The sequence below is a fragment of the Vreelandella rituensis genome, from assembly GCF_003336665.1.
Taxonomy (GTDB): Bacteria; Pseudomonadota; Gammaproteobacteria; order Pseudomonadales; family Halomonadaceae; genus Vreelandella; species Vreelandella rituensis.
This window is the reverse complement of record NZ_QPIJ01000010.1, coordinates 25,760-48,926: the sequence shown is the minus strand read 5'-3', so window position 1 is coordinate 48,926 and position 23,167 is coordinate 25,760. Positions and strand designations below refer to the sequence as shown.

The 23,167-nt window shown below is 56.8% G+C and carries 22 protein-coding genes, 3 tRNA genes and 1 pseudogene; 18 read left to right on the top strand and 8 right to left on the bottom strand.

Translation table 11 applies throughout. The features are described 5' to 3' along the window. Positions 1-667, top strand: a pseudogene (locus DU506_RS21610) (IS4 family transposase); the annotation flags it as partial. Positions 668-729: 62 nt separating this feature from the next. On the opposite strand, the gene DU506_RS06540 reads toward DU506_RS21610, so the two are convergent. Next, the gene (locus DU506_RS06540; protein ID WP_114486137.1) at positions 730-1,116 is read right to left on the bottom strand and encodes a hypothetical protein; all 387 of its coding nucleotides are present in this window, start codon (positions 1,114-1,116) and stop codon (positions 730-732) included. A 145-nt stretch (positions 1,117-1,261) separates the two neighbouring features. After that, the gene (locus tag DU506_RS06535) at positions 1,262-2,170 is read right to left on the bottom strand and encodes a DMT family transporter (protein ID WP_114486136.1); all 909 of its coding nucleotides are present in this window, start codon (positions 2,168-2,170) and stop codon (positions 1,262-1,264) included. A 140-nt stretch (positions 2,171-2,310) separates the two neighbouring features. Here DU506_RS06535 and DU506_RS06530 point away from each other — a divergent pair, with 140 nt between their 5' ends. The 5 genes from DU506_RS06530 to DU506_RS06510 all read left to right on the top strand — a co-directional run bounded on the left by DU506_RS06530 (position 2,311) and on the right by DU506_RS06510 (position 10,563). Beyond that, entirely contained in the window at positions 2,311-4,332 is a 2,022-nt protein-coding gene (locus tag DU506_RS06530) for an NADPH-dependent 2,4-dienoyl-CoA reductase (RefSeq protein ID WP_114486135.1), read from the top strand. Between the two features lie 152 nt (positions 4,333-4,484). After that, positions 4,485-5,528 (top strand): threonine aldolase family protein, encoded by a 1,044-nt coding sequence (locus DU506_RS06525; protein ID WP_114486134.1) that lies wholly within the window; start codon positions 4,485-4,487, stop codon positions 5,526-5,528. Between the two features lie 219 nt (positions 5,529-5,747). Then, positions 5,748-7,670 (top strand): PrkA family serine protein kinase, encoded by a 1,923-nt coding sequence (locus tag DU506_RS06520; RefSeq protein WP_114486133.1) that lies wholly within the window; start codon positions 5,748-5,750, stop codon positions 7,668-7,670. 18 nt (positions 7,671-7,688) lie between these two features. Further along, the gene (locus DU506_RS06515; RefSeq protein WP_114486132.1) at positions 7,689-8,975 is read left to right on the top strand and encodes a YeaH/YhbH family protein; all 1,287 of its coding nucleotides are present in this window, start codon (positions 7,689-7,691) and stop codon (positions 8,973-8,975) included. 22 nt (positions 8,976-8,997) lie between these two features. Continuing rightward, a complete protein-coding gene (locus DU506_RS06510) occupies positions 8,998-10,563 on the top strand; it encodes a SpoVR family protein (RefSeq protein ID WP_114486131.1) in 1,566 nt (521 codons plus the stop codon). Between the two features lie 103 nt (positions 10,564-10,666). Here DU506_RS06510 and DU506_RS06505 read toward each other — a convergent pair whose 3' ends face one another. Beyond that, positions 10,667-10,981, bottom strand: a complete 315-nt coding sequence (locus tag DU506_RS06505) for a high-potential iron-sulfur protein (protein WP_114486130.1) — start codon at positions 10,979-10,981, stop codon at positions 10,667-10,669. Positions 10,982-11,220: 239 nt separating this feature from the next. On the opposite strand from DU506_RS06505, the gene DU506_RS06500 reads away from it, so the two are divergent. Together DU506_RS06500 and DU506_RS06495 are read left to right on the top strand one after the other, a co-directional pair. Beyond that, positions 11,221-11,496 (top strand): Lrp/AsnC family transcriptional regulator, encoded by a 276-nt coding sequence (locus DU506_RS06500; protein ID WP_114486176.1) that lies wholly within the window; start codon positions 11,221-11,223, stop codon positions 11,494-11,496. Between the two features lie 143 nt (positions 11,497-11,639). Further along, a complete protein-coding gene (locus DU506_RS06495) occupies positions 11,640-12,431 on the top strand; it encodes a DNA/RNA non-specific endonuclease (protein WP_114486175.1) in 792 nt (263 codons plus the stop codon). Positions 12,432-12,610: 179 nt separating this feature from the next. On the opposite strand, the gene DU506_RS06490 is transcribed toward DU506_RS06495, so the two are convergent. The 3 genes from DU506_RS06490 to DU506_RS06480 all read right to left on the bottom strand — a co-directional run bounded on the left by DU506_RS06490 (position 12,611) and on the right by DU506_RS06480 (position 13,019). Continuing rightward, positions 12,611-12,697: transfer RNA gene (locus tag DU506_RS06490), tRNA-Leu, on the bottom strand. 44 nt (positions 12,698-12,741) lie between these two features. After that, positions 12,742-12,828: transfer RNA gene (locus DU506_RS06485), tRNA-Leu, on the bottom strand. A 104-nt stretch (positions 12,829-12,932) separates the two neighbouring features. Continuing rightward, positions 12,933-13,019: transfer RNA gene (locus DU506_RS06480), tRNA-Leu, on the bottom strand. A 277-nt stretch (positions 13,020-13,296) separates the two neighbouring features. Between DU506_RS06480 and rnr the strand changes: the two genes are divergently transcribed. The 9 genes from rnr to DU506_RS06435 all read left to right on the top strand — a co-directional run bounded on the left by rnr (position 13,297) and on the right by DU506_RS06435 (position 20,999). Continuing rightward, positions 13,297-15,663 carry a ribonuclease R gene (gene rnr / locus DU506_RS06475; protein WP_114486129.1) on the top strand — a complete coding sequence of 789 codons (2,367 nt, stop codon included), beginning with the start codon at positions 13,297-13,299 and terminating at the stop codon, positions 15,661-15,663. 3 nt (positions 15,664-15,666) lie between these two features. Then, complete coding sequence (gene rlmB, locus DU506_RS06470; protein WP_114486128.1) at positions 15,667-16,452, top strand: 23S rRNA (guanosine(2251)-2'-O)-methyltransferase RlmB; 786 nt, start codon at positions 15,667-15,669, stop codon at positions 16,450-16,452. A 187-nt stretch (positions 16,453-16,639) separates the two neighbouring features. Continuing rightward, positions 16,640-17,008: a 30S ribosomal protein S6 gene (rpsF, locus tag DU506_RS06465; RefSeq protein ID WP_114486127.1), complete on the top strand. Its 369-nt coding sequence runs from the start codon at positions 16,640-16,642 to the stop codon at positions 17,006-17,008. 33 nt (positions 17,009-17,041) lie between these two features. Continuing rightward, on the top strand, positions 17,042-17,269 hold the full coding sequence (gene rpsR / locus DU506_RS06460; protein ID WP_114486126.1) for a 30S ribosomal protein S18: 228 nt from the start codon (positions 17,042-17,044) through the stop codon (positions 17,267-17,269). Between the two features lie 12 nt (positions 17,270-17,281). Further along, complete coding sequence (locus tag DU506_RS06455; RefSeq protein WP_114486125.1) at positions 17,282-18,133, top strand: hypothetical protein; 852 nt, start codon at positions 17,282-17,284, stop codon at positions 18,131-18,133. A gap of 15 nt (positions 18,134-18,148) precedes the next feature. Further along, positions 18,149-18,595 (top strand): 50S ribosomal protein L9, encoded by a 447-nt coding sequence (gene rplI, locus DU506_RS06450; protein WP_114486124.1) that lies wholly within the window; start codon positions 18,149-18,151, stop codon positions 18,593-18,595. A 141-nt stretch (positions 18,596-18,736) separates the two neighbouring features. Next, on the top strand, positions 18,737-20,125 hold the full coding sequence (dnaB, locus tag DU506_RS06445; RefSeq protein WP_114486123.1) for a replicative DNA helicase: 1,389 nt from the start codon (positions 18,737-18,739) through the stop codon (positions 20,123-20,125). Positions 20,126-20,275: 150 nt separating this feature from the next. Continuing rightward, positions 20,276-20,569, top strand: a complete 294-nt coding sequence (locus tag DU506_RS06440) for a hypothetical protein (protein ID WP_114486122.1) — start codon at positions 20,276-20,278, stop codon at positions 20,567-20,569. Between the two features lie 127 nt (positions 20,570-20,696). After that, entirely contained in the window at positions 20,697-20,999 is a 303-nt protein-coding gene (locus DU506_RS06435) for a DUF6482 family protein (protein ID WP_114486121.1), read from the top strand. 42 nt (positions 21,000-21,041) lie between these two features. Here the strand turns inward: DU506_RS06435 and DU506_RS06430 are convergent, their stop codons facing one another. Further along, complete coding sequence (locus DU506_RS06430; RefSeq protein ID WP_114486120.1) at positions 21,042-21,455, bottom strand: thiol-disulfide oxidoreductase DCC family protein; 414 nt, start codon at positions 21,453-21,455, stop codon at positions 21,042-21,044. 164 nt (positions 21,456-21,619) lie between these two features. On the opposite strand from DU506_RS06430, the gene hemH reads away from it, so the two are divergent. After that, positions 21,620-22,690: a ferrochelatase gene (hemH, locus tag DU506_RS06425; RefSeq protein WP_114486119.1), complete on the top strand. Its 1,071-nt coding sequence runs from the start codon at positions 21,620-21,622 to the stop codon at positions 22,688-22,690. 75 nt (positions 22,691-22,765) lie between these two features. Here hemH and DU506_RS06420 read toward each other — a convergent pair whose 3' ends face one another. Next, positions 22,766-23,158, bottom strand: a complete 393-nt coding sequence (locus tag DU506_RS06420) for a Na+/H+ antiporter subunit G (RefSeq protein WP_181870708.1) — start codon at positions 23,156-23,158, stop codon at positions 22,766-22,768. Between the last annotated feature and the right edge of the window lie 9 nt (positions 23,159-23,167).

The following is a 23,167-nucleotide window of genomic DNA, read 5'->3' as shown; positions in this document are numbered from 1 at the left end:
TGGGTCTGCTGCATGCCTGGCAGAGCGCAGGCGAGCAGCGTCATTGGCTCATTCCCCTGAAGAAGGGAACGCATTATCAGGAACAACGCTCGCTGGGCAGGCAAGACCGCCTGGTGACCTTGACCACGTCACCGCAGGCGCGCAAGAAGTGGCCGGACTTGCCGCCGACAATGACGGCGCGTCTGTTACGCCGCAAGGTGAATGGCAAGGAGGTCCAGGGCCTGACCTCGATGTCCGACCCGCTGCGCTTTCCGGCGGCAGATATTGTCGACCTTTATAGCCATCGCTGGGAAATCGAACTGGGCTACCGGGAAATCAAGCAATCGTTATTAGGAAACCGCCTAACGTTGCGCAGCCGCACGCCGGAGATGGTCTTTCAGGAGCTCTGGGGCACCTTGCTGGCCTACAACCTGATCCGTTTCCAGATGGCGCGCATGGCCTATAGCCTGGATGCCAGCTCAGCTTCCATCAGGCTGCCCACTGGCTCATCAAGGAGTTGACGATCCTACCTTGAGTCTCGCCGGGACGCGTGCCCGGCGTGCTTCAATCGATGCTGGACATGGCACCTGCCTTCGTCCTGCCTGAGCGACGCGAGCGGTCTTATCCTCGATCGGTCAGGCGCCGACCACAGAAATACCCCACCAAGAAAAATGCCAGTCAGCGTTAACTGACTGGCATTACGGCGAAATGCCGGGGCTTTCTCGCATTACAGTGGGTTAGCGCTCAAGATCAATCGTCGGGATCATTGGCCGAATCCACGCCGCCGTCCGGTACTATCTCTCCATTTTCTAACTTGCCCTGGGGATCGTTCATGGTGTCGTCAGGGTCATTCGCACTATCGACGCCGCTGCCCGGAACTATCTCTCCATTTTCTACCTTGCCCTGGGGATCGTTCATGGTGTCGTCAGGGTCATTCGCACTATCGACGCCGCTGCCCGGAACTATCTCTCCATTTTCTACCTTGCCTTGGGAATCGACCATGGCGTCGTCAGGGGCATTTGCCGAATCCACACCACCGTTTGGGTCGATGTCTTCACCGGGCTGCTCTGCAACCGCCATGCCTGACAATAAACTGAATGTGCCAATCAGTGCCGCAGCCTTAAGGATATGTTTCATAAAAACCTCGTATCGTTTTGGTTAAGGGGCATTAGCATCCATTCATTATAATAGTGAAGGCTTTTTTTGGATGATGATGTAAACCTAGCTGGCTTATCTGGCTTTTCAAGTATTATTTCATCATCAAGAAAGAGACGTTTCCTCATCAAGAGAGGGACTCTCGGCTTCGAGGAATGCGGTTCAGCGGCTGGGTCAGCAGTTGCGCCATGATCACACCGGCCAGTATCAACAGGCCGCCGACGAGGTGAAAGCCGGCCACGATTTCGCCCAGGAAAGCCATGGCAATCAAGGCGCTGAACAAGGGCATCAAGTTGATGAAGATGCTTGCCTGGTTGGCGCCTATCTGGCGTACCGCCCGCATCCACAGGAAGGTGGTAATGATGGAAGCCGGGATGCCGGCATACAGGATCAAACCGATATTGGCGGTACTGACGGGCGTCATCGGGCCGAGAAGATAGCCTGGCAGCAAGAAGAGCACGGCAAAGCACACCTGGGCATACAGCATTACCCAGGGCGGCAGTGCCATTGGCCAGCGTTTGAGCATCACGCCATACAGGGCGTAGCAGCTGGCGGCCACCACCATCAGCGCATCACCGAATGCCACTTCAAGGTGCAGCAACGAAAGCGGGTTGCCACGCCCCAGCAGCACCGTTACCCCGACAAACGCCACTACCCCACCGGCGATGCCGCCAAGCGTCGGTGCGACACGCAAGATCAGGGCGCTCAGCAGTACGGTGAGAAGGGGCACCATGGCGGCCAGGATACCCATGTTGGTCGCGCTGGTGGTTTCCGCCGCCACGTAGGCCAACCCTTGCCACAAGCCCATGCCGAGCAAGCCGAGAAAAGCCAGTTTCGGCCACTGGCGGCCGAGTTCTTCCCGGTGACGCCATACCGCCGGCAGCACGAAGGGCGTCATGACGGCAAGGGCCAACACCCAGCGCAGAAAGGCGATACTGGTGGGAGCAATGGCACCGACGCTGAGTTGATTGATGGTCATGTTGCCCGACCAGATCAGTACGGTGGCCAAGGGGGCCAGAAAGTAGATCAACGGCATGGGATGTTCCTGTTGGCAAGCTTGGCAGGGGCTGTACGTCACACCCAGGATGGCATACGCTTGTTTGAATTTCGATTGGTCGCTACCAATGTCGACTGGTTACTTCGATTGGTTACTCTACTAACAAAAGAGACTCTATCATGTCGCAAGCGTCTGCCTACCCCCATCTGTTTCGTCCTTTGAATGTCGGACACCTGACACTGCCCAATCGTATTCTCATGGGCTCGATGCATACCAACCTGGAGGAGGTGCCGGGAGGCTTCGAGCGCCTGGCGGTGTTCTATGCTGAGCGGGTGCGGCATGGGGTGAGCCTTATCGTCACCGGGGGTATCGCCCCCAATCGAGAGGGTGCGGTATTCGAGAATGCCAACGCCTTGATGGAAAACGATCAGCTGCCGCCTCATCAAGAGGTGGTCAAGGCAGTACATGAGGCCGGAGGCTATATTTGCATGCAGATTCTGCATGCCGGACGTTATGCTTATTCCCCGGATCTGGTGGCCCCATCAGCGCTTCAGGCGCCGATAAATCCCTTCATGCCGCGCGCCTTGAGCACCCAGGACGTCGAGCAACAAGTCGATGATTACGTGCGCTGCGCCACCCTTGCCCGGGAAGCCGGTTACGATGGCGTGGAAGTCATGGGGTCGGAAGGCTATCTGATCAATGAGTTCATCTGCCCGCGCACCAATCACCGCGAAGATCAATGGGGCGGAAGTTTCGCCAATCGCATCCGCTTTGCCGTGGAGATCGTTCGGCGGATTCGCGAGACGGTCGGTAAAGAATTTCTGATCATCTTCCGCCTTTCGATGATCGACCTGGTGGAGGATGGCAGCACCTGGGAAGAGGTGATCGCCCTGGGGCGGGCCATTGAAGCGGCCGGTGCCGACGTGATCAATACCGGTATCGGCTGGCACGAAGCGCGGGTGCCCACCATCGTGACCAGTGTGCCGCGTGCGGCGTTCACGCAAGTCACACAGCGTCTGAAAACCGAGCTTTCGATTCCCCTGATCACCACCAATCGCATCAATATGCCGGAAACCGCCGAGCGGGTTTTGGCGCAAGGCCACGCTGACATGGTGTCCATGGCGCGGCCCTTTCTCGCCGACCCGGCCTGGGTGGAAAAGGCCCAGGCGGGCAGATCGCAGGAAATCAATACCTGTATCGCCTGCAATCAGGCCTGTCTGGATCATACCTTCGCTGGCAAGTTGACCTCCTGCCTGGTCAATCCACGTGCCTGCCATGAAACGGAATTGTTGATCGAACCGGCGAGCCGGATCAAGCGGGTGGCAGTGGTGGGTGGCGGTCCTGCGGGGTTGGCGACAGCGGTAACGGCCGCCAGCCGTGGTCACGAGGTAGTGCTGTTCGAGCAAAACGCCGAGCTTGGCGGGCAGTTCAACTATGCGCGCAAGATTCCCGGCAAGGAGGAGTTCTTGGAAACCCTGCGTTATTACCGGGTGATGCTCGACAAGCACGGCGTGGAAGTGCGTTTGAATGCTCAAGCCGACCCCCAGGCGCTGAAAGACTTCGATGAGGTGATACTGGCCACCGGTGTGCGTCCCCGCGAGCTGGCCTTGCCCGGTAGTGACCACCCTAGCGTGTTGAGTTATGCCCAGGCGATCACCCACCCCGAACGCGTGGGTCGGCGTGTGGCGGTAATCGGTGCCGGTGGCATCGGTTTCGATGTCTCGGAACTGCTTTCGCATCAGGGCCACCCGACGCTGGATGTCGACGCCTGGTGTGATGAGTGGGGCGTTGACTTGGCGGTTTCTAGCCGGGGCGGCTTGAAAGCCCCGCAACCGCCTGAGGTGCCAAGAGAGATCACCATGCTCCAGCGCAAGGCTTCCAAGCCGGGCAAGAATCTGGGCAAGACCACGGGCTGGGTGCACCGCGTTTCTCTCAAGCAGCGTGGCGTCACCACCCTGGCGGGCTGTGACTACCTCAAGATCGATGACCAAGGGCTGCACATACGCCAGGATGAGATGACCCGCGTACTGGCGGTTGACAGCATTGTGGTCTGCGCCGGGCAGGAGTCGGTACGTGAATTGCTGGCGCCGTTGAGCGAGGAAGGTGTCGCGGTACATATCATTGGCGGCGCCGATGAGGCCACCGAGCTTGATGCCAAACGCGCCATCGAACAAGGCACGCGTCTGGCAGCAGCATTGTAGCCTGCAGGATGGCGTAGCCTGCCGGGTGACGCTCGAAGGAAAGGGCGATAAGGTGACGTATCCGGCCAAGCGGTTATCCCGTCTTGACCGCCCATAGCCCGGTGGCACCCGGCCGGTGCCGCGATTACGCTAGCTTACAAGGATTTTTCCTCATGACCTCGGAGTGCACCCCGCGCTTTCTTGCCAGTGACAACACCTCCGGCATCTGTCCGGAAGCGATGGAATATCTGCTCAAAGCCAACCAGACGGACGACCTGGCTTACGGCAATGACCACTGGACGGCCCGGGCGGCGGATCGTTTTCGGGAATTGTTCGACTACGATTGCGACGTATTTTTCGTTTTCAACGGTACCGCAGCCAATTCCCTGGTGCTTTCGGCCATGGCACGCAGTTATCACAGCGTGATCTGCCACGAACTGGCGCATATCGAAACCGATGAGTGCGGGGGGCCGGAATTCTTCTCCAATGGGTCCAAGTTGCTCACTGCACCGGGCCCCAACGGCAAGTTGACCCCGGAAGGCATCGAGGCGCTGGTCACCAAGCGCAACGACATTCACTACCCGAAACCGAAAGTCATTTCGCTGACGCAACCCACCGAGGTGGGCACGCTTTATTCGCGTGAGGAGTTGCTGGCCATAAGGGCCGTTGCCGACAAGTACGACCTGCGCCTGCACATGGATGGCGCCCGTTTCGCCAATGCCTGTGCCAGTTTGAACGTCACCCCGGCGGAATTGACCTGGCAGGTAGGGATAGACGCCCTGTGTTTTTCCGGCACCAAGAACGGCCTGGCTTTCGGGGAAGCCATTCTGTTCTTCAACCGTGACCTGGCTGAAGATTTCGCCTGGCGTTGCAAACAGGCCGGCCAACTGGCTTCCAAGATGCGTTTCGTGGCGGCGCCTTGGCTAGGGCTGCTGGAAAGTGGCGCCTGGCTCAGCAATGCGCAACACGCCAATGCCATGGCCGGCTACTTGGCCGAAGGCCTGCGCGCCTTACCCGGCATATCCTTGATGTTTCCCACCCAGGCCAACAGTGTGTTCGTGGAATTGCCGCCGGCGGTGATCGCGTCTCTGCGCCAACGCGGCTGGACGTTCTATACCTTCATCGGTGCCGGTGGGGTGCGTTTTGTGTGCGCCTGGAATACCACCACCGTGCTGCTCGATAGCTTGATTGCCGATATCCAAGCAGCCCTGAACTGATCCTTCCTCACCTTCTTCGTTTGCTGCTCTGTTCAAATCTCCTGCTTTCAACGCAACCAATTTCCTTCCAAGCTTTCTTAGAATAGAACTAATAAAACAAAATTGGGTTGCGTTGAAGCATCCATCATCGTTATCGCTAATGCTGACTACGCTGATAGAACAGGTACTTCGTGTTATCCGACGCGTCGTACCGCCGAGGTTGGGCCAGAGGAGGCATCAATGAGCATCTTTGACCACGTTCAAAATCGTTTTTCCCGTGTCCAGCAGGAAGACATGAGCCTGCAGGAATACCTGGAATTGTGCCGGCGCGATGCGTCCGCTTATGCCAGCGCTTCAGAGCGGATGCTTGAAGCCATCGGCGAGCCCGAAGTGATCGATACTGCCAAAGACCCGCGTCTCTCGCGGATTTTCTCCAACAAGGTGATTCGTCGCTATCCGGCGTTCGCGGAATTTCATGGTATGGAAGAAGCCATCGAACAGATCGTGGCGTATTTTCGCCATGCTGCTCAAGGGCTGGAGGAGCGTAAGCAGATTCTCTACCTGCTGGGGCCGGTGGGCGGGGGTAAGTCATCGCTGGCCGAACGCCTGAAACTATTGATGGAACGCATTCCGTTCTATGCCATCAAGGGCTCCCCGGTGTATGAGTCACCCTTGGGCCTGTTTTCTCCTGAGGAAGATGGCGAGCTGCTGGAAAAGGAGTACGGCATTCCGCAGCGCTATCTGAAAAGCGTGATGTCGCCCTGGGCGGCCAAGCGGCTCAAGGAGTACGGCGGGGATATTTCCGAATTCCGCGTGGTGCGCCTGTACCCCTCGCGGCTGCACCAGATCGCTATTTCCAAGACTGAGCCTGGTGACGAGAACAACCAGGATATTTCATCCTTGGTGGGCAAGGTGGATATCCGTCAGCTGGAACTTTATTCCCAGGATGACCCGGATGCCTACAGCTTCTCCGGCGGGCTGTGCCGCGCCAACCAGGGGCTGATGGAATTCGTCGAGATGTTCAAGGCGCCTATCAAGGTGCTGCATCCATTGCTGACCGCCACCCAGGAAGGCAACTACAACCCCACCGAAGGGATGGGGGCGATTCCTTTCAACGGTATCGTCCTGGCTCACTCCAACGAGTCCGAGTGGCAGGCGTTTCGTAATAACCGTAACAACGAGGCGTTTCTCGACCGGGTGTATATCGTCAAGGTGCCTTATTGCCTGCGCGTTTCCGAGGAGATCAAGATCTACGAGAAACTGCTCGAAGATTCCTCCTTGAATGCTGCGCCCTGCGCGCCGGACACCCTGCGCATGCTGGCTCAGTTCTCGGTGCTTTCGCGGCTCAATGTGCCGGAAAACTCGAATATTTTTTCCAAGATGCGCGTCTATGACGGCGAAAATCTGAAAGACACCGACCCACGTGCCAAGTCGATCCAGGAATACCGTGATGCGGCGGGTGTGGATGAAGGCATGCAAGGGCTTTCCACGCGCTTTGCGTTCAAGATTCTCTCCAAGGTGTTCAACTTCGATAGCACCGAAGTGGCGGCCAACCCGGTGCATCTGTTGTATGTGCTGGAACAGGCACTCGAACGTGAACAGTTGCCCACTGAAGTCCATGAGCGTTATCTGGGTTTCATCAAGGAGTTTCTGGCGCCGCGCTATGTCGACTTCATCGGCAAGGAGATCCAGACCGCCTATCTTGAATCCTATAGCGAATACGGCCAGAACATCTTCGACCGCTACGTCATCTATGCCGATTTCTGGATTCAGGATCAGGAATACCGTGACCCGGAAACCGGTGCGCTGCTCGACCGCCAGTCACTCAACGAAGAGCTGGAAAAGATCGAGAAGCCGGCGGGTATTTCCAATCCCAAGGATTTTCGTCATGAGGTGGTCAACTTTGTGCTGCGTGCGCGCGCCCAGAACAATGGCATGAACCCCAGCTGGCAATCCTATGAAAAGCTTAAAGGGGTTATCGAGCACAAGATGTTCGCCAATACCGAAGAGCTTCTGCCGGTGATCTCGTTCAATGCCAAGGCGTCGACATCAGATCAACGCAAGCATGAGGATTTCGTGGCGCGCATGGTGGATCGCGGATATACCGAGAAGCAGGTGCGTTTGCTGTCGGAGTGGTATTTGCGCGTGCGTAAATCTCAGTGAGCCTTGCCGGGAGGTCACATGACCTATTTCATCGATCGAAGGCCCAATGCCAAGCACAAGAGCGCTGTGAACCGGCAGCGCTTTCTGGAACGTTATCGCAAGCATATCAAGCGCTCCGTGGAGGAATCGGTCAACCGCCGCTCGATCACCGACATGGAGCGTGGCGAAAAGATCTCGATACCCACGAAGGATATTTCCGAGCCGGTGTTTCAACATGGCCAGGGTGGCGCGCGCTCGATTGTCGCGCCGGGTAACAAGGAGTTTCTCGAAGGCGACCGGATACAACGCCCCAAGGGGCAGGGCGGCCAGGGCGGGGGCCAAGGCGACGCTTCCAACCAGGGTGAAGGCATGGATGAATTCGCCTTCACCTTGAGCCGAGAGGAGTTTCTGGAGTTCGTCTTCGATGGCCTGGAACTTCCACATTTGCAGCGCAAACCGCTCAAATCCCTGGATGAAGTGAAGATGGTGCGAGCCGGCCTGAGCCGTGACGGTGTACCTGCGCGTATCAGTATCACCCGCTCGATGCGCGAAGCCTATGCCCGGCGGATTGCCTTGCGCGCTCCGATTCGGCGTGCCTTGAAGGCTGCTCAGGAGGCGCTGCAAGCGGAAGAGCGCAAGGATTCCGTGTTACGTAATCCGGCACGAATCACCGAGCTCAAGGCGGAAATCGAGCGACTGGAAAAACGCCTCGAGTCAATCCCCTTCATCGACACCTATGACTTGCGTTACCACCAGCTCAGCGCTCAGCCACAGCCGTCAAGTCAGGCGGTGATCTTTTGCGTCATGGATGTGTCGGGCTCGATGACGCAAAACCACAAGGATATCGCCAAGCGCTTTTTCCTGCTGTTGTATCTGTTTCTGGAGAAGCACTACGAGAAAGTCGAACTGGTATTCGTGCGTCACCACACAGCGGCGCGGGAAGTGAATGAGGAGGAATTCTTTTACTCACGCGAAACCGGCGGCACCATCGTTTCCAGCGCCTTGAGGCTGGTCGACAAGATCATCGAGGCGCGCTATCCCCCCGGGAAGTGGAACCTCTATGTGGCCCAGGCCAGCGATGGGGATAACTGGGACGATGATTCGGATGTCTGTCGGGAGCTGTTACTCAAGAAACTGATGCCGCAACTGCAATATTTTGCCTACGTGGAAATCACGCCGCATGAGCATCAATCCTTGTGGCAGGAGTACGAGGCAGTGGCTGGGGTATTTTCCGAACGCTTCGCCATGCGCCAGATCGTCGAGGCCGGTGATATTTACCCGGTGTTTCGCGAGCTGTTCAAGCGTCGGCTCAGCCAGAGACAGTGAGACGACACTCAAGGAGTGCGCCATGAATGACATACGCCGTCCAATTGCCAGCGGCTCTGACTGGAACTTCGCCATACTCCAGCGTTTCGATACGGAACTTGCATGTCTGGCGGATGAATACCGCCTGGATACCTATCCCAATCAGATCGAAGTCATTACCACTGAACAGATGATGGATGCCTACGCCAGCGTAGGCATGCCGGTGGGCTATCATCATTGGTCGTTCGGCAAGCAGTTTCTGGCCGTGGAGCAGGCCTACCGGCGGGGCCAGATGGGCCTGGCCTATGAGCTGGTGATCAATTCCGACCCCTGCATCGCCTATCTCATGGAAGAGAATACCCTGATGATGCAGGTGCTGGTCATGGCCCATGCCTGTTATGGGCATAATTCCTTCTTCAAAGGCAATTATCTGTTCCGAACCTGGACGGATGCCGAATCGATCATCGATTACCTGGTATTCGCCCGCAAGTACATTGCCCAGTGCGAAGAGCGCCATGGGGTTCAGGCCGTGGAACAGCTGCTGGATGCGTGTCACGCCTTGCAGAACTATGGTGTGGATCGCTATAAGCGGCCATCGCCGATTTCAGCGGAAGAAGAAATACGTCGCCAGGATGAGCGTGAAACCTATCTTCAGGCTCAGGTGAATATGCTCTGGCGAACCATTCCCGAGGCCCCGCGCGGCGATATGCCGATAGTGGACGGCATGAGCCCGGAAAACGACCCGCTGGGATTGCACAGTGCCGGCCGATATCCTTCTGAGCCGCAGGAGAACCTGCTGTATTTCATTGAGAAAAATGCGCCATTGCTGGCGCCCTGGCAGCGCGAGATCGTACGTATCGTGCGCAAGTTGGCCCAGTATTTTTACCCCCAGCGCCAGACTCAGGTGATGAATGAAGGCTGGGCATGCTTCTGGCATTACACCCTGATGAACCGTTTATACGATGATGGGTTGGTTGATGAAGGGTTGATGCTGGAGTTTCTTCAGTCGCACTCAGCGGTTATCCATCAGCCGGATTTCGATAGTCCCAATTTCAGCGGTATCAACCCTTACGCTCTGGGGTTTGCCATCTTTACCGACATAAAACGTATCTGCGTGTCGCCGACTGACGAAGACCATGAGTGGTTTCCGGATATGGCGGGAAGTCCATGGCGCGAATCAGTGGAATTCGCCATGCGTAACTTCAAGGACGAATCCTTTATTCAGCAGTTTCTATCTCCCAAGGTGATGCGTGATCTGAAGCTCTTTCTGGTCGTGGACGATGATCAGGAGGAAACGCTGGAAGTGGGTGCCATCCATAATGAGCGTGGCTATCGGCGCGTGCGCGAAGCCTTGGCCATGCAATATGCGCTTTCGGTTCGGGAGCCTAATGTTCAGATAGTCGAGGCGGATATTCGGGGGGATCGTTCCTTGACGCTGCATCATGTCCAGGATGCGCGGCGCCCGCTGGGACGGAGTGTCTACCCGGTAATGCGCCATCTGCATCAATTATGGGGCTTTCCGGTCAGGCTCGATTCCTTCGAGGCGGAGCGCGTTACCCGACGGTACCATTGGCCGATAGAAGGGGAGGAGGTTCAGGCCGGTCGTTGAGTTCATCGATATGGTGGACGAGAAGTTGAATGCAAGACAACTGTCCCGCGCCTGGGCGCGGGACAAAGGTACAGCTGCTTAAGGTGCTTCAGGCAGAAACAGATTACATCTGAGCAGTCCAGGACTGGCACCAGCCCTTGGGTTCTACGCTGTTTTGCGGGAATAGCTGGCAGCCTTCGTTGTCTTCTGTGTAGAACATGCAATTATTGCAAAATTCGCCCTCGCTGTAGGCCGGATGATCGCTGGCTTCGCTGGCTACTTCGACGTAATTCAGGGCTTGGGCGTTACTGGCGGAAGGGTCCAGACGGGGTAAGGTCTGAGCAAAGGCAGCCTTGGAAAGGATGCCCGCACCCAGTGGCAAGGCGGCAAGGCCCATAAGACTGTTACGCATGAACTTGCGACGGCTTTGATTAGCCATGGTGTCTCCTTAAACGTCACGGTCTGACGTATGGTCACGATTTATAGGGTGGTTTTTCCACCTCTTGCTCCGAGAATATCTGAATAACGGAGTCCCGAAGCCTATGCTAGCGGAAGGCAACCCAGTCTGCGAATACCTGTTTCAACCCAGCGACAATTAGTCACGGCCGGGGCGAGTGCTGTGGCAAGCAGAGGTGGGTGTTATACTCGCTTGGCATTTCTTTTTATGAAGGGTTCGTCATGCAAAATGCTGTCATCTTGATCAACACCGAAAAAGGCCAGGTGAAAGCGGTAGCCGAGCGCCTGGCGGATGTCGAAGGCATCAGTGAAGTCTATTCCACCTGCGGGCGTTACGATCTGGTGGCCATTGCCCGGACCCGTGACTTTGAAAGCCTCGCGGAGTTGGTGACGGAACGTCTCAATGCCGTGGAAGGCGTGAGTGACACTGAAACATTGAATGCCATGCAGGTTCATTCCCGCCACGATCTGGAAACCATGTTCTCCCTGGGCTGGTAACGGCTATCGGATAGACCGGTTGCTTCATAAAGCTGTTGTTGGATAGAACAAACCGCCAAGCGGAGAAATCGACCTTGCGTAACTCAGTATCTCGTTGGCGCCGCCGAGGCCGAAACCTCGGCGTTTCGCTGTTATTCGTGGTGATGGCCTCGGGATTATGGTATTTCCAGGAGCGCCAATACAGCGATGACTACAACTGGATGGGTACGCCGACCTGGGAGTCCTTGCATCCCACCACCTTTCATCGTGTATTGCGCAATGATGGCTTTCTGGTGGGTTGGTCGGATGTGCGGGTCAACGCTCTTTGGGTCAGCTACCAGCTAAATGCCGTGGAAGACACGCGTATTGGCGCGCGGCCAAATTTCCAGGCGGATTGGCGCACACTGTGGCCGGTTGGCACCGACGAATATTCCGGCAGTGGTTATGATCGTGGGCACCTGGCGCCTAATTACGCGATTGCCGCGGTGCATGGTCGCTCAGCGCAGTTACATACCTTTCGCATGAGCAATATGGCGCCGCAGCGTCCCGACCTCAATCGGCAGTTATGGCAACGATTGGAAGAATCGGTCATGGATCATTTCGCCCCGCGTTTCGAGCGGTTGCAGGTAATTACCGGCCCGGTGTTTCCGGAATCCTTTATGGATAACGTCTTCAACCGTGTCGGCCTGGTGGAAATTCCCGAAGCCTTTTACAAAATTATCGTGGTGCCTCACGCCGAAACACCCTTGGCATTGGCGTTCATCATGCCTCAGACCGTGCGCGGTAATGAACCGTTGGACGATTATCTGGTGAGTATCGATCAGGTAGAGGCGCGTACCGGTTTGGACTTCTTCCCCGATCTGGCTCAGGACGTTGAACAACGCCTGGAGAGCCGCATCGATACACAAGACTGGGCGCTGGAAGAGGTAGCCAAGCGGCCGGGGCGATTCCAGTAAATAACGGATGCTACTTGAAGGCCAATAATGGCAGTGGCTAATGTGGCAAGAATTTGGTGCGACAAGTGGTTGGTATGGCTGTATAGCACGAAAGAATAGCAATAATAGATAGCGCGACGGGAAGGCAATGCAGGAAGGGGGGTAATGAAAATGATGCGGTTGAACGGTACCATGAAGCATGGTGCCCAGGAGAGGACTTGAACCTCCACGTCCATACGGACACTAGCACCTGAAGCTAGCGCGTCTACCAATTCCGCCACCTGGGCGCATCATGTTGCTGCTTTTTCGATGTGATCGGTTGTGTTCGGTATGGTGCCCAGGAGAGGACTTGAACCTCCACGTCCATACGGACACTAGCACCTGAAGCTAGCGCGTCTACCAATTCCGCCACCTGGGCGAACACAAACCTGCCTACATCTTATACGACTGTTTTCTTTCGCTACTCCACCTCGCTGTGACCGAGGTAACCAGACATTCTTGAATAATATCCTCAAAAATCAATGGTGCCCAGAAGAGGACTTGAACCTCCACGTCCATACGGACACTAGCACCTGAAGCTAGCGCGTCTACCAATTCCGCCATCTGGGCAAGTGGCGCGTATATTACCCGCCTGGTAATGGAATGCAAGCCTTTGAAGGCGTTTTTTCTTGCTTCATAGGCGACAAACAGCAAGGAAGATGGTTGGGTCATTCAAACAGCGGCGCTATACTGCGGGCATGACCAATCATAGACTTGTTTTTTCTGACACATCCGCTGCTGGAACCTTGTGCATGCGACGCTTGTCGTCCGCGCTCCATCATCACTTCTCTTTAGAGTACCTACTCCTAAATACTCTTCCCCTGCTGCCGCTGAGGATGCCGAAAGCATGACGCAATGGACTTTACGTGACGATCCGCACGCCGAACGCGAAGCGCATAAATACGACAAACCCGCGCCTAGCCGCGAGTATCTGCTGGCTGCGCTTGAAGAGTACGGCAAACCTATTACCCACGAAAACATGAGCCGGATGCTGGGCCTGGAAGATGAAGATCTTCAAGAGGCGGTACGCCGGCGCATGGCGGCCATGGAGCGTGACGGCCAGGTGCTGCGCAATCGCCGCAATGCCTATGCCTTGATCGATAAGTTGGACTTGATCAAGGGCAAGGTGCTGGGCCATCGAGACGGTTTCGGCTTTCTGGTGCGCGATGACGGCAAGAAGCCCGACCTGGTCTTGCAGTCGCGGCAAATGCGCCGCGTCTTTCATGGCGATCATGTCTTGGCACGCGTTACCGGACGTGACCGACGTGGGCGTGACGAGGCCACCATTTCCGAGGTGCTGACACGCAACACCCAGACAATCGTAGGCGTGTACCGGGCCAATACCCCGGAATTCGGCATCCTGATTCCGGAAAACCCTCGAGTCACCCAGGAAGTGATCATTCCTCACAGTGCCTGTGGTGGTGCCCAGGACGGTCAGGTGATTTCGGCCAGGATCGTCAAGCAGCCGGAAACTCGCGTGCAGCCGGTAGGGGAAGTCGTCGAAGTACTGGGCGAACGTATGGACCCCGGCATGGAAATCGATATTGCGATTCGCAGTTACGATATTCCTGCCGAGTTTCCACCAGAGGTGCTGGATCAGATTGCCGGTATCTCGGCAGAAGTCGTAGACGCCGACAAGGCCCACCGTATCGACCTGCGGGATACGCCGCTAGTGACCATCGACGATGAGTCAGCAAAAGACTTCGACGATGCGGTCTGCGCCTGGAAGACCAAGTCGGGCAGCTGGAAATTGCTGGTGGCGATTGCCGACGTTTCGCATTACGTTCGGCCGGGTGCAGCGCTGGACGAAGAAGCGCGTACCCGTGGTACCTCGGTATACTTTCCGGGCCAGGTCGTGCCGATGCTTCCGGAGCTTCTTTCCAACGGTCTGTGTTCGCTGAACCCGCACGTCGATCGCCTGGTGCTGGTCTGCGAAATGAATATTTCCAAGACCGGCACCATCAGCCGTCACCGTTTTTATGAGGCGGTAATGCGCTCCCACGCCCGCCTGACCTATAACAAGGTGGCGTCGATACTCGATGAGTCGAGTAAAGAGGGCGAGGCGTTGCGTAACGAGCATTCCGCCCTGGTCAAGCCGATCAAGAGCCTGCACGAACTTTACCAGTTGCTTCGCCAGGCGCGTGAAGAGCGTGGGGCGATCGATTTCGAGACCACCGAAACCGCGATCATCTTCAATGAAGAGCGCAAGATCGAAAAAATCGTGCCACGCTCGCGCAACGACGCCCACAAGGTGATCGAGGAATGCATGCTCGCCGCCAATGTGGCCACGGCACGCTTTCTCGACAAGCATGACCTGCCGGCGCTGTATCGCATTCATGAGCGTCCCGCGCCGGAGCGCCTCGACAAGCTGCGCCTGTTTCTCAATGAGCTGGGGCTTTCCCTGGGTGGCGGCGATGAACCGACCCCTCAGGACTACCGCACCTTGGCGGAGGTGATCAAGGGGCGTCCGGATTTCGATATCATTCAAACCGTGATGCTGCGCTCAATGAGTCGTGCCGTATATTCACCGCAGAATGACGGCCACTTCGGTCTGGCGTATCCCGCCTATGCTCACTTCACTTCACCGATCCGGCGTTATCCGGATCTGTTGGTTCACCGCGCCATTCGTTCGGTGATTCGCGGACCACGCCAGACCAATACGGTGCTGCGTGCCGAAGGCGCGCCGGTTGAGCCGCCAAGCAAGTGGTGTCCTTATACGTTCGAGCAGATGGTCGAGCTGGGTGAGCACTGTTCGATGGCCGAGCGTCGTGCTGACGATGCCACCCGTGATGTCGAAGACTGGCTCAAGTGCGAGTTCATGTCCGACAAGCTGGGTGAAGTCTTTGAAGGGACCATCGCCACGGTGACCCAGTTTGGGCTTTTTGTGCGCCTGGATGAGTTCTATGTGGAAGGGCTGGTGCACGTCACCTCGCTGCCATCCGACTATTACCATTACGAAGCCGAAAAGCATCGTCTCAAGGGTGAGCGGACCGGTTCGAGCTACCGCTTGGGTGATGGGCTCACGGTGCAGGTCGCACGTGTGGACATGGATGATCGCAAGATCGATTTCGCCTTGGAAAATGACAAGCCACGCCCTAAGCGTCAGCCGCGCAAAAGCCACGCAGCGGACAAGAAGGAAGGCGCCCATAAAAGCGGTGAGGGTGCACGACGAACTCGCCGCGGGCCACGCAAGACGTCACCCAAGAAGGGGTAATTCATGAAATCGGCGTCTTCTCGTCAGCACCTCAAGGTGCCGAATGGCCTTGAGTTGGTATTTGGTGTACATGCGCTGCGCAGCCTGCTTGATCGTGGTGAAGCTCCCCGTGAACTGTGGGTGCAGCAAGGGGCGGGCACGCGCCTTGCGGCCCTGATGGACGAAGCTCGATCCAAGGGGACGTTGGTCAAGGAGCGGCCCCGCGAGGTGCTCGACCAACTGACCCAGGGCGGTGCCCATCAGGGGGTGGCTGCGTTCTGTTCGCCTTTGACACCCGAAGGTGAAGAGTCGTTATGGCTCAAGTTGCGCGCCTGGCAGGCACCGCAACCGCCACTGTTTCTGGTGCTCGATGGTGTGACCGACGTGCATAACTTCGGTGCTTGCCTGCGTAGCGCCGATGCGGCCGGTGCGCATGGGGTGATCGTGGCCAAGGACAAGGCCGCTCCGCTCAATGCCACCGTACGCAAGGTGGCCTGCGGTGCCGCTGAAGTGGTGCCGGTTTATCAGGTCACCAATCTGGCGCGCACCCTGGCCAAGCTCAAGGCCGAAGGTGTATGGATCACCGGTACCGCCGGCGAAGCCGAATCCAGTATCTATCAGATCGACTTCACCGGCCCTGTCGCCCTGGTGATGGGGGCTGAAGGCAAGGGCATGCGCCGTTTGACCCGCGAAGCCTGTGACAATCTCGCCAAGCTGCCCATGGCGGGGCAGGTGTCGAGTCTGAATGTCTCGGTGGCTACGGGTATCTGTCTGTTTGAGGCGGTGCGCCAACGCCAGCTTGCAAGTTAGTCGCTGCGCCCCTAAAATGCCTGCGCCCGTTTGTCTGACAAGCGAGCGCTATTCTACTTGATGCCTCCGGCGTCTCATCGCTTGCTGCGATGACTCGAGCGGAGGCATTTCAATCACCTCCTTGCTTCCCTGTCGTGGTGCTTCGGTAGCACGCGCACTGGAAGCTGCCAAACCGCAAGGAGATCGTATGCGTCATTATGAAATCGTGTTCATGGTCCATCCGGACCAGAGCGAGCAAGTGCCGGCCATGGTCGAGCGCTATACCAGCATTGTCACCGAAAACGGTGGTACCGTGCATCGTCTGGAAGATTGGGGCCGTCGCCATCTGGCTTACCCGATCAACAAGATCCACAAGGCTCACTACGTGCTGATGAACGTCGAGTGCGGCGGCGAGACTCTCGACGAAATCGAGAACATCTTCCGTTTCAACGATGCCATCATCCGCAGCTTGGTCTTGCGCTGCAAGGAAGCTGTCACCGAAGCTTCTCCGATGATGAAGCCGGCAGAAGAAAAGCGTCCGCGTCGCGAAGACAAGCCCCGCGAAGAAACTGCCTGATTTTATTATTTGCACGTTTGAAGGAGTTATTCCATGGCACGTTTTTTCCGTCGCCGCAAGTTTTGCCGCTTCACCGCTGAAGGCGTAAAGCAGATCGATTACAAGGATCTGGATACGCTGAAAGCTTATATCACCGAAACCGGCAAGATCGTTCCAAGCCGTATCACCGGCACCAAGGCACGTTATCAGCGCCAGTTGGCGACAGCTGTAAAGCGCTCGCGTTACCTGGCGCTTCTGCCCTACTCCGATAGCCACAAGTAAGTTGCTAGCGTGATGTTAGTGCTCGCCCGATGGCTGATGCGCGGCATACCCTACGCTGCCGCCGGGGCTGCTTTGGCAACCCTGGTGCCTTGGCTATTCTGGCTGGGGGCGGCGATTGCCGCCCTGACGACACTGCGCCATGGCCTTGTGCCGGCGCTCCCCGTGCTTATCGCCGCCGCGCTACCCGCCGGTTGGTGGTGGTCGCAGGGCGACGTGATTCCGCTTGCCAGTGTACTGCTGGTGACGCTGATGGCCGTTATCCTGCGTGAGCGAATGCGCTGGAGCGAGGCACTGATCGGTGGCTCGTTGGCCGCCTCGGCAATGATCCAGCTGGGAATTTTCACCCCGCCGGGTGACACCCGTTTGATGCTCGAGGAGTTGCGTGAAGGCTCCCCCGAGATCGATCGCATGCTGACCGAATTCACCAGCCAAGGGTTTGACACCCAGGTGCTGGCTGAACTGGTCATCAGTGGCGTCACCGGTTTGGTGGTATTGCTGGCATCGATAGGCTGTCTGGCACTGGCACGCAGTTGGCAAGCCGGGCTTTATAACCCGGGAGGCTTTCGCGAGGAGTTCCACGCCTTGCGCCTGGCGCCTCGTGAGCTTGCCGTTCTGGTGGTGCTGGGTGTGGCAGGCATGCTGCTGGGAATTGCGCCGTTGGCCATGCTCGGGTGGGTACCTCTACTGATCGCCGGCATTGCGTTGGTACACGGGGTTATTGGATTAAAAGGGATGAATGGCTTGTGGCTGGTAGCGTTCTACGCGCTGCTTATCACCACATGGCCCACGATTCTCATCGTGCTGCTGTTGGGCCTGATCGATACGCTAGCGAATTTTCGCGCACGGTTGGCTCGCAGCAACTGACAAGAGGTTTACGAGATGGAAGTCATTCTGCTCGATAAGATTGGTAAGCTGGGCGGCCTCGGTGACAAGGTCACTGTAAAGCCTGGTTATGGTCGTAACTACTTGGTGCCTTACGGCTTGGCCGTGCCGGCTACCAAGGAAAACATCGAAGCCTTCAATGCCCAGCGTTCCGAGCTTGAAGCTCAGGCCGCCGAGCGCAAGGCCGAAGCCGAAGAGCGTGCAGCACAGCTCAATGAAATCGAACTGTCCTTGACATCGAAATCTGGTGACGAAGGCAAACTGTTCGGTTCCATCGGTCCGCGTGATATCGCTGATGCGATTTCTTCCGCGGGTATTGATGTGGTCAAGAGCGAAGTTCGCATGCCGCAAGGTCCGCTTCGTCACACCGGCGAATTCGACATCGATCTGCATCTCCATGCAGAAGTAAATGCGGTGGTACGTGTGGTGATTGTGGCTGAATAAGCTGCCTGATCTCGCCAGACCATCAAAGGGCGCGGGCTATCCCGCGCCCTTTGTCGTTCCGGGTTTATCAACGGCACCTTCGTCACTGATATACCCTCAGGCTACCGGTTTGAACGATATCGAGCGTTCAAGGAGCAAATGATGCAGGACACGTCTTCTTCCGACCAGGAAACGGCAGCGCTCAAGCTGCCTCCTCATTCGTTGGAGGCGGAGCAGTCGGTTCTCGGCGGGTTAATGCTGGATAACCAGGCCTGGGACAATGTGTCGGACCGGTTAGTGGCCGATGATTTCTATCGCTACGAGCATCGCCTGGTGTTCAACGTCATGACCTACATGGCGGAAGCCGGGCAGCCGCTGGATGTGGTCACACTCTCGGAAGCCCTGGAAGCACGCGACCAGCTGGATACGGTCGGTGGCCTGGCGTTTTTGGCCGAACTTGCCCGCAACACCCCCTCGGCGAGTAATATTCGTGCTTACGCCGATATCGTGCGTGAGCGGGCGACCTTGCGAAAGCTGATCCGTGCCGCTAGCCAGATAGCCGATGGCGCTTTCAGCCCCCAGGGGCGGCCTGCCGATGAACTGCTGGACGAAGCCGAACGTCTGGTGTTTCAGATCAGCGAGGAGCGGCCTAAAAGCGGCGGTCCTCTCGGCATGAGCGAGCTTTTGACCAAGGCCGTGGATCGCATCGACGAGCTGTTCAATCTCAAGGGCGAGATGACCGGCTTGTCCACCGGCTTTCGTGACCTGGACGAGATGACGACCGGCTGGCAGCCCTCGGATCTGGTGATCATTGCCGGAAGGCCTTCGATGGGCAAGACCTCCTTCGCCATGAACCTGGTGGAACATGCGGTAATCTCCAGCGACAAGGCGGTGATGGTGTTTTCCATGGAGATGCCCGCGGAATCCTTGATGCTGCGGATGCTGTCTTCCCTGGGGCGAATCGACCAGACCCGTGTGCGTACCGGCCAGCTGGAAGATGAGGATTGGCCCCGGCTGACCTCGGCGGTCAACCTGCTTAAAGACAAGCAGCTGTTCATCGACGACACCGCGGCGCTTTCGCCTAACGAGATGCGCTCGCGCATACGCCGCGTGGTACGCGAGCATGGCAACATGGCATTGATCATGATCGATTATCTGCAGTTGATGCAGATTCCCGGTTTTTCCGAAAACCGTACCGGGGAAATCTCCGAGATCTCGCGCTCGTTAAAAGGGATGGCCAAGGAATTCGGTTGCCCGGTGGTAGCGCTTTCCCAGCTCAACCGTTCATTGGAGCAGCGCCCCAATAAGCGTCCGGTAATGTCGGATTTGCGGGAGTCCGGGGCCATCGAGCAGGATGCGGACGTGATCGCCTTCGTCTATCGTGATGAGGTGTACAACCCGGATAATCCGGATAACCAGGGGTTGGCTGAATTGATTATCGGCAAGCAACGTAACGGTCCGATCGGTACGGTGCATATGGCGTTTATCGGCAAGTACACACGTTTCGAGGACCTGGCCCCGGATAGTTACGGCGAAGCCTTCGGCGGTTGAGCCGATGTTGAGACAGTTGATGAGACGGTTGATGAGACAGTTGAGATGCAACGGCCAGACCGTATAATGCCCAGCCCAAGGGTAGTACCGACAAGCAGTCGCACGAGCGAGGCAGGTGTGTGATTGGTAATCAATCAAGTGGAGAAAACAATGGCAGGTGGTTTTCGACGGGGTAATCGTCCGCGCATTCCCAAGTTGGAAGCGCGTGGTGAACTCCAATCGCTGGAGAAGGAAGGGCCGTTCAAGGAATGGCTGGGGATGCCGGATCTTTACCGTTATCACCTGGTGGTGGAAGGCGAGGCCTACAGTTATCAGACCGAAGATGGCGAATTGCCGGTAGCGGTCGGTGACAAGGTGGTGTTCCGTTATAAGCAGACCAAGGCAGGCAATTGGATCGACCGTAACTCATTGGGAAAGGCGATCGATCCAGCTGACTATCAGTAATGTTTAATGAGGTTCATTGGAACTCCCTTGCAGCATTGTCGTCATATTTTTGACACCGAATCGCAATGGAATAGTCATCAGGCACAGTCAAGCTGTGCCTGAGTTGTATTTAATGCAGGAGGGAACCATGGAATTCAAGTCACTCAAGCCATTCGTCAAACAGCATGATAACTTTGAAGTAAGGGTGATTACCCACGCGGGCAGCCGTTTCTATCAAGTGGAACTTGAAGATGTGGAAGGACAGCGCCACATGCTGACTAACCGTAAAAAACCGATGTTATTTCGCGCGCTCGACGATGTTTATCTGGAGCTCAAGCGAGCCGGCATTCACCGTGCCTACCTGGTGCAGTATGTGCCCCAGGACGAAGTGGTCGGTCGCGAAGCCCATTATGATGAGCCTCTGACATCGCGCATGCCGCTGGTCTTTTGAGTATCTGCTGGCCGTATATCAACCGCGTTCTTTAGGTCGTTCTCAAGACCGTTTAGAACAACGTTTCGCTTGGCGTTTTTCCCACCACTGGCCCAGCCGTACCCGGCGGCGGGCAAAAAAACGGTAGCCGGCATCCATGACGCCGCATACACCGGGCAAGCAAGACAGCCACACCAGCCGCCGGTAGCCTAAGACGGCATAAAGGGCCCGGCTGGCGTCCATGCCTATATACCACGCCCCTTGGCTATCCAATACGTGCAGCTTTCCCATCATGCGCTCGAATCGGGTGCCGTATGCTTCGGCATTGAACGTTGGGCTTTGGATATCGACCAGCTTGACACGCTCACGCTGGCGATGCTTTTCCAGCCAGGCGACTTCGACGCGGCAGAAAGGGCAGTGGCCGTCGTGAAATAGCGTTACCGGCGCGCTCGCTTGCAATGGCTGAAAGCGGCTCATAAAAACTCCTGGGGGCAGTAATCTGCCGGGTAGTAAGCTCAAGGCTTAGACATGAGTTCATCTATTGTTATACAGATCGTGTCGATAGTATAACTTTATGCCGCCGCGGTGATGAAAAATGTTAAGATTCCATGATGTATAACGTATTTGCCTAGGAGTACTGGATGACCACGAGCGTAGAGAAGGACCAGCCCGGTAAAGGGCGCTTGGCGCATGCCGCCTCCGACCACCCGCCGGTGGCGCCCGCCAAGGTCGGTGTGGTGCTGGCCAATCTGGGCACGCCCGATGCCACCGATTACTGGTCGATGCGACGTTACCTGGGTGAATTTCTGTCCGACAAGCGGGTGGTGGATTACGCCGATTGGAAATGGCAGCCCCTTTTGCAGCTGGTCATTCTCAGCAAGCGTCCCTTCTCTTCGGGCAAAGCGTATAAAAGTATCTGGAACATGGAAAATAACGAAAGCCCGTTATTGACCATTACCCGTGCCCAAACCGAGAAAGTGACCACGGCGCTGCACGAGCTTTACGGGGATAATGTGGTGGTGGATTTCTGCATGCGCTACGGCAATCCTTCCACCGATAGCGTGATTCGGCGACTCCAGGCCCAAGGCTGCGAAAAAATCGTGTTCTTCCCGTTATATCCGCAATACGGTTCACCGACCACCGCGACCGCCAACGATCAGGCCTTTCGCACCTTGATGAAACTCAAGTGGCAGCCCTCCATTCGCACGGTGCCGGCGTATTTCGAGCACCCGGAATATCTCACTGCGCTGGCCAATTCAGTGCGGGAGGTCTATGACGACACGGCATCACGCCCGGAAAAACTGGTGGCCAGTTACCATGGTGTGCCCCAGCGTTATCTGATGGAAGGCGACCCCTATCATTGTCACTGCCAGAAGACCACGCGTCTGTTGAAAGAACGGCTGGGGATGGCGGATGAAGAGATCGTGACCGCTTTCCAATCCAAGTTCGGCCCGGAGAAGTGGGTGGGTCCGGCTACCGTGGATTATGTGGCGGAGCTTGCCAGGCAGGGCAAGAAGCATATCGCGGTGATATCTCCAGCGTTCGCCTCGGATTGTGTAGAAACGTTGGAGGAAATTCAGGAAGAGATCCGCGATAGCTTTCTGGAAGCCGGAGGCGAGACCTTCACCTATATTCCTTGCCTGAATGACCGGGACGATCATATCGCGGCCCTGACAGCGATTATCCGCAACGAACTGGGAGGCTGGCTCTAGCCAATGAAAAGGACAATGTATCAACGACTGCATTGGCCTTCATGATGTCCGTTACTCCATTTTCCGTGCCATCCGTCAGCCGTGTCCCCGATCGGGATGCGGCACCGGCTTGTCCCCGATTTCTTCATCCCGCAGCTCAAAAGGCCTGCCTTGGGTCTTGTCGACATGAGGCAGCTGCAAGTGCAGCCCGGTCTTGGCCAGCAAATGCGCACTTACCGGGGCGGTGATGAACAAGAACAAGGTAATCAGTATTTCCTGGATATCCGGCTTGCCTTGGGCACCCCAGAAATACAGCATCGAAGCCAGCAGAATGCAGCCAATGCCCAGGGTGGTTGCCTTGGTGGGGCCATGCAGGCGCATGTAGAAGTCGCGCAGGTGGGTCATGCCCAGCGAGCCGATAAATACGAAGATGCCGCCTGCAATCAGCAGGAAACTGATCACGCCCTCAAGAATCACGTTAATCGTCATGGAGCCTCC

Coding starts and splice junctions, on each gene's coding strand:
- DU506_RS06540 (WP_114486137.1), bottom strand. CDS start 1,116: ATGAAACATATCCTTAAGGCTGCGGCACTGATTGGCACATTCAGTTTA.
- DU506_RS06535 (WP_114486136.1), bottom strand. CDS start 2,170: ATGCCGTTGATCTACTTTCTGGCCCCCTTGGCCACCGTACTGATCTGG.
- DU506_RS06530 (WP_114486135.1), top strand. CDS start 2,311: ATGTCGCAAGCGTCTGCCTACCCCCATCTGTTTCGTCCTTTGAATGTC.
- DU506_RS06525 (WP_114486134.1), top strand. CDS start 4,485: ATGACCTCGGAGTGCACCCCGCGCTTTCTTGCCAGTGACAACACCTCC.
- DU506_RS06520 (WP_114486133.1), top strand. CDS start 5,748: ATGAGCATCTTTGACCACGTTCAAAATCGTTTTTCCCGTGTCCAGCAG.
- DU506_RS06515 (WP_114486132.1), top strand. CDS start 7,689: ATGACCTATTTCATCGATCGAAGGCCCAATGCCAAGCACAAGAGCGCT.
- DU506_RS06510 (WP_114486131.1), top strand. CDS start 8,998: ATGAATGACATACGCCGTCCAATTGCCAGCGGCTCTGACTGGAACTTC.
- DU506_RS06505 (WP_114486130.1), bottom strand. CDS start 10,981: ATGGCTAATCAAAGCCGTCGCAAGTTCATGCGTAACAGTCTTATGGGC.
- DU506_RS06500 (WP_114486176.1), top strand. CDS start 11,221: ATGCAAAATGCTGTCATCTTGATCAACACCGAAAAAGGCCAGGTGAAA.
- DU506_RS06495 (WP_114486175.1), top strand. CDS start 11,640: ATGGCCTCGGGATTATGGTATTTCCAGGAGCGCCAATACAGCGATGAC.
- rnr (WP_114486129.1), top strand. CDS start 13,297: ATGACGCAATGGACTTTACGTGACGATCCGCACGCCGAACGCGAAGCG.
- rlmB (WP_114486128.1), top strand. CDS start 15,667: ATGAAATCGGCGTCTTCTCGTCAGCACCTCAAGGTGCCGAATGGCCTT.
- rpsF (WP_114486127.1), top strand. CDS start 16,640: ATGCGTCATTATGAAATCGTGTTCATGGTCCATCCGGACCAGAGCGAG.
- rpsR (WP_114486126.1), top strand. CDS start 17,042: ATGGCACGTTTTTTCCGTCGCCGCAAGTTTTGCCGCTTCACCGCTGAA.
- DU506_RS06455 (WP_114486125.1), top strand. CDS start 17,282: ATGTTAGTGCTCGCCCGATGGCTGATGCGCGGCATACCCTACGCTGCC.
- rplI (WP_114486124.1), top strand. CDS start 18,149: ATGGAAGTCATTCTGCTCGATAAGATTGGTAAGCTGGGCGGCCTCGGT.
- dnaB (WP_114486123.1), top strand. CDS start 18,737: ATGCAGGACACGTCTTCTTCCGACCAGGAAACGGCAGCGCTCAAGCTG.
- DU506_RS06440 (WP_114486122.1), top strand. CDS start 20,276: ATGGCAGGTGGTTTTCGACGGGGTAATCGTCCGCGCATTCCCAAGTTG.
- DU506_RS06435 (WP_114486121.1), top strand. CDS start 20,697: ATGGAATTCAAGTCACTCAAGCCATTCGTCAAACAGCATGATAACTTT.
- DU506_RS06430 (WP_114486120.1), bottom strand. CDS start 21,455: ATGAGCCGCTTTCAGCCATTGCAAGCGAGCGCGCCGGTAACGCTATTT.
- hemH (WP_114486119.1), top strand. CDS start 21,620: ATGACCACGAGCGTAGAGAAGGACCAGCCCGGTAAAGGGCGCTTGGCG.
- DU506_RS06420 (WP_181870708.1), bottom strand. CDS start 23,158: ATGACGATTAACGTGATTCTTGAGGGCGTGATCAGTTTCCTGCTGATT.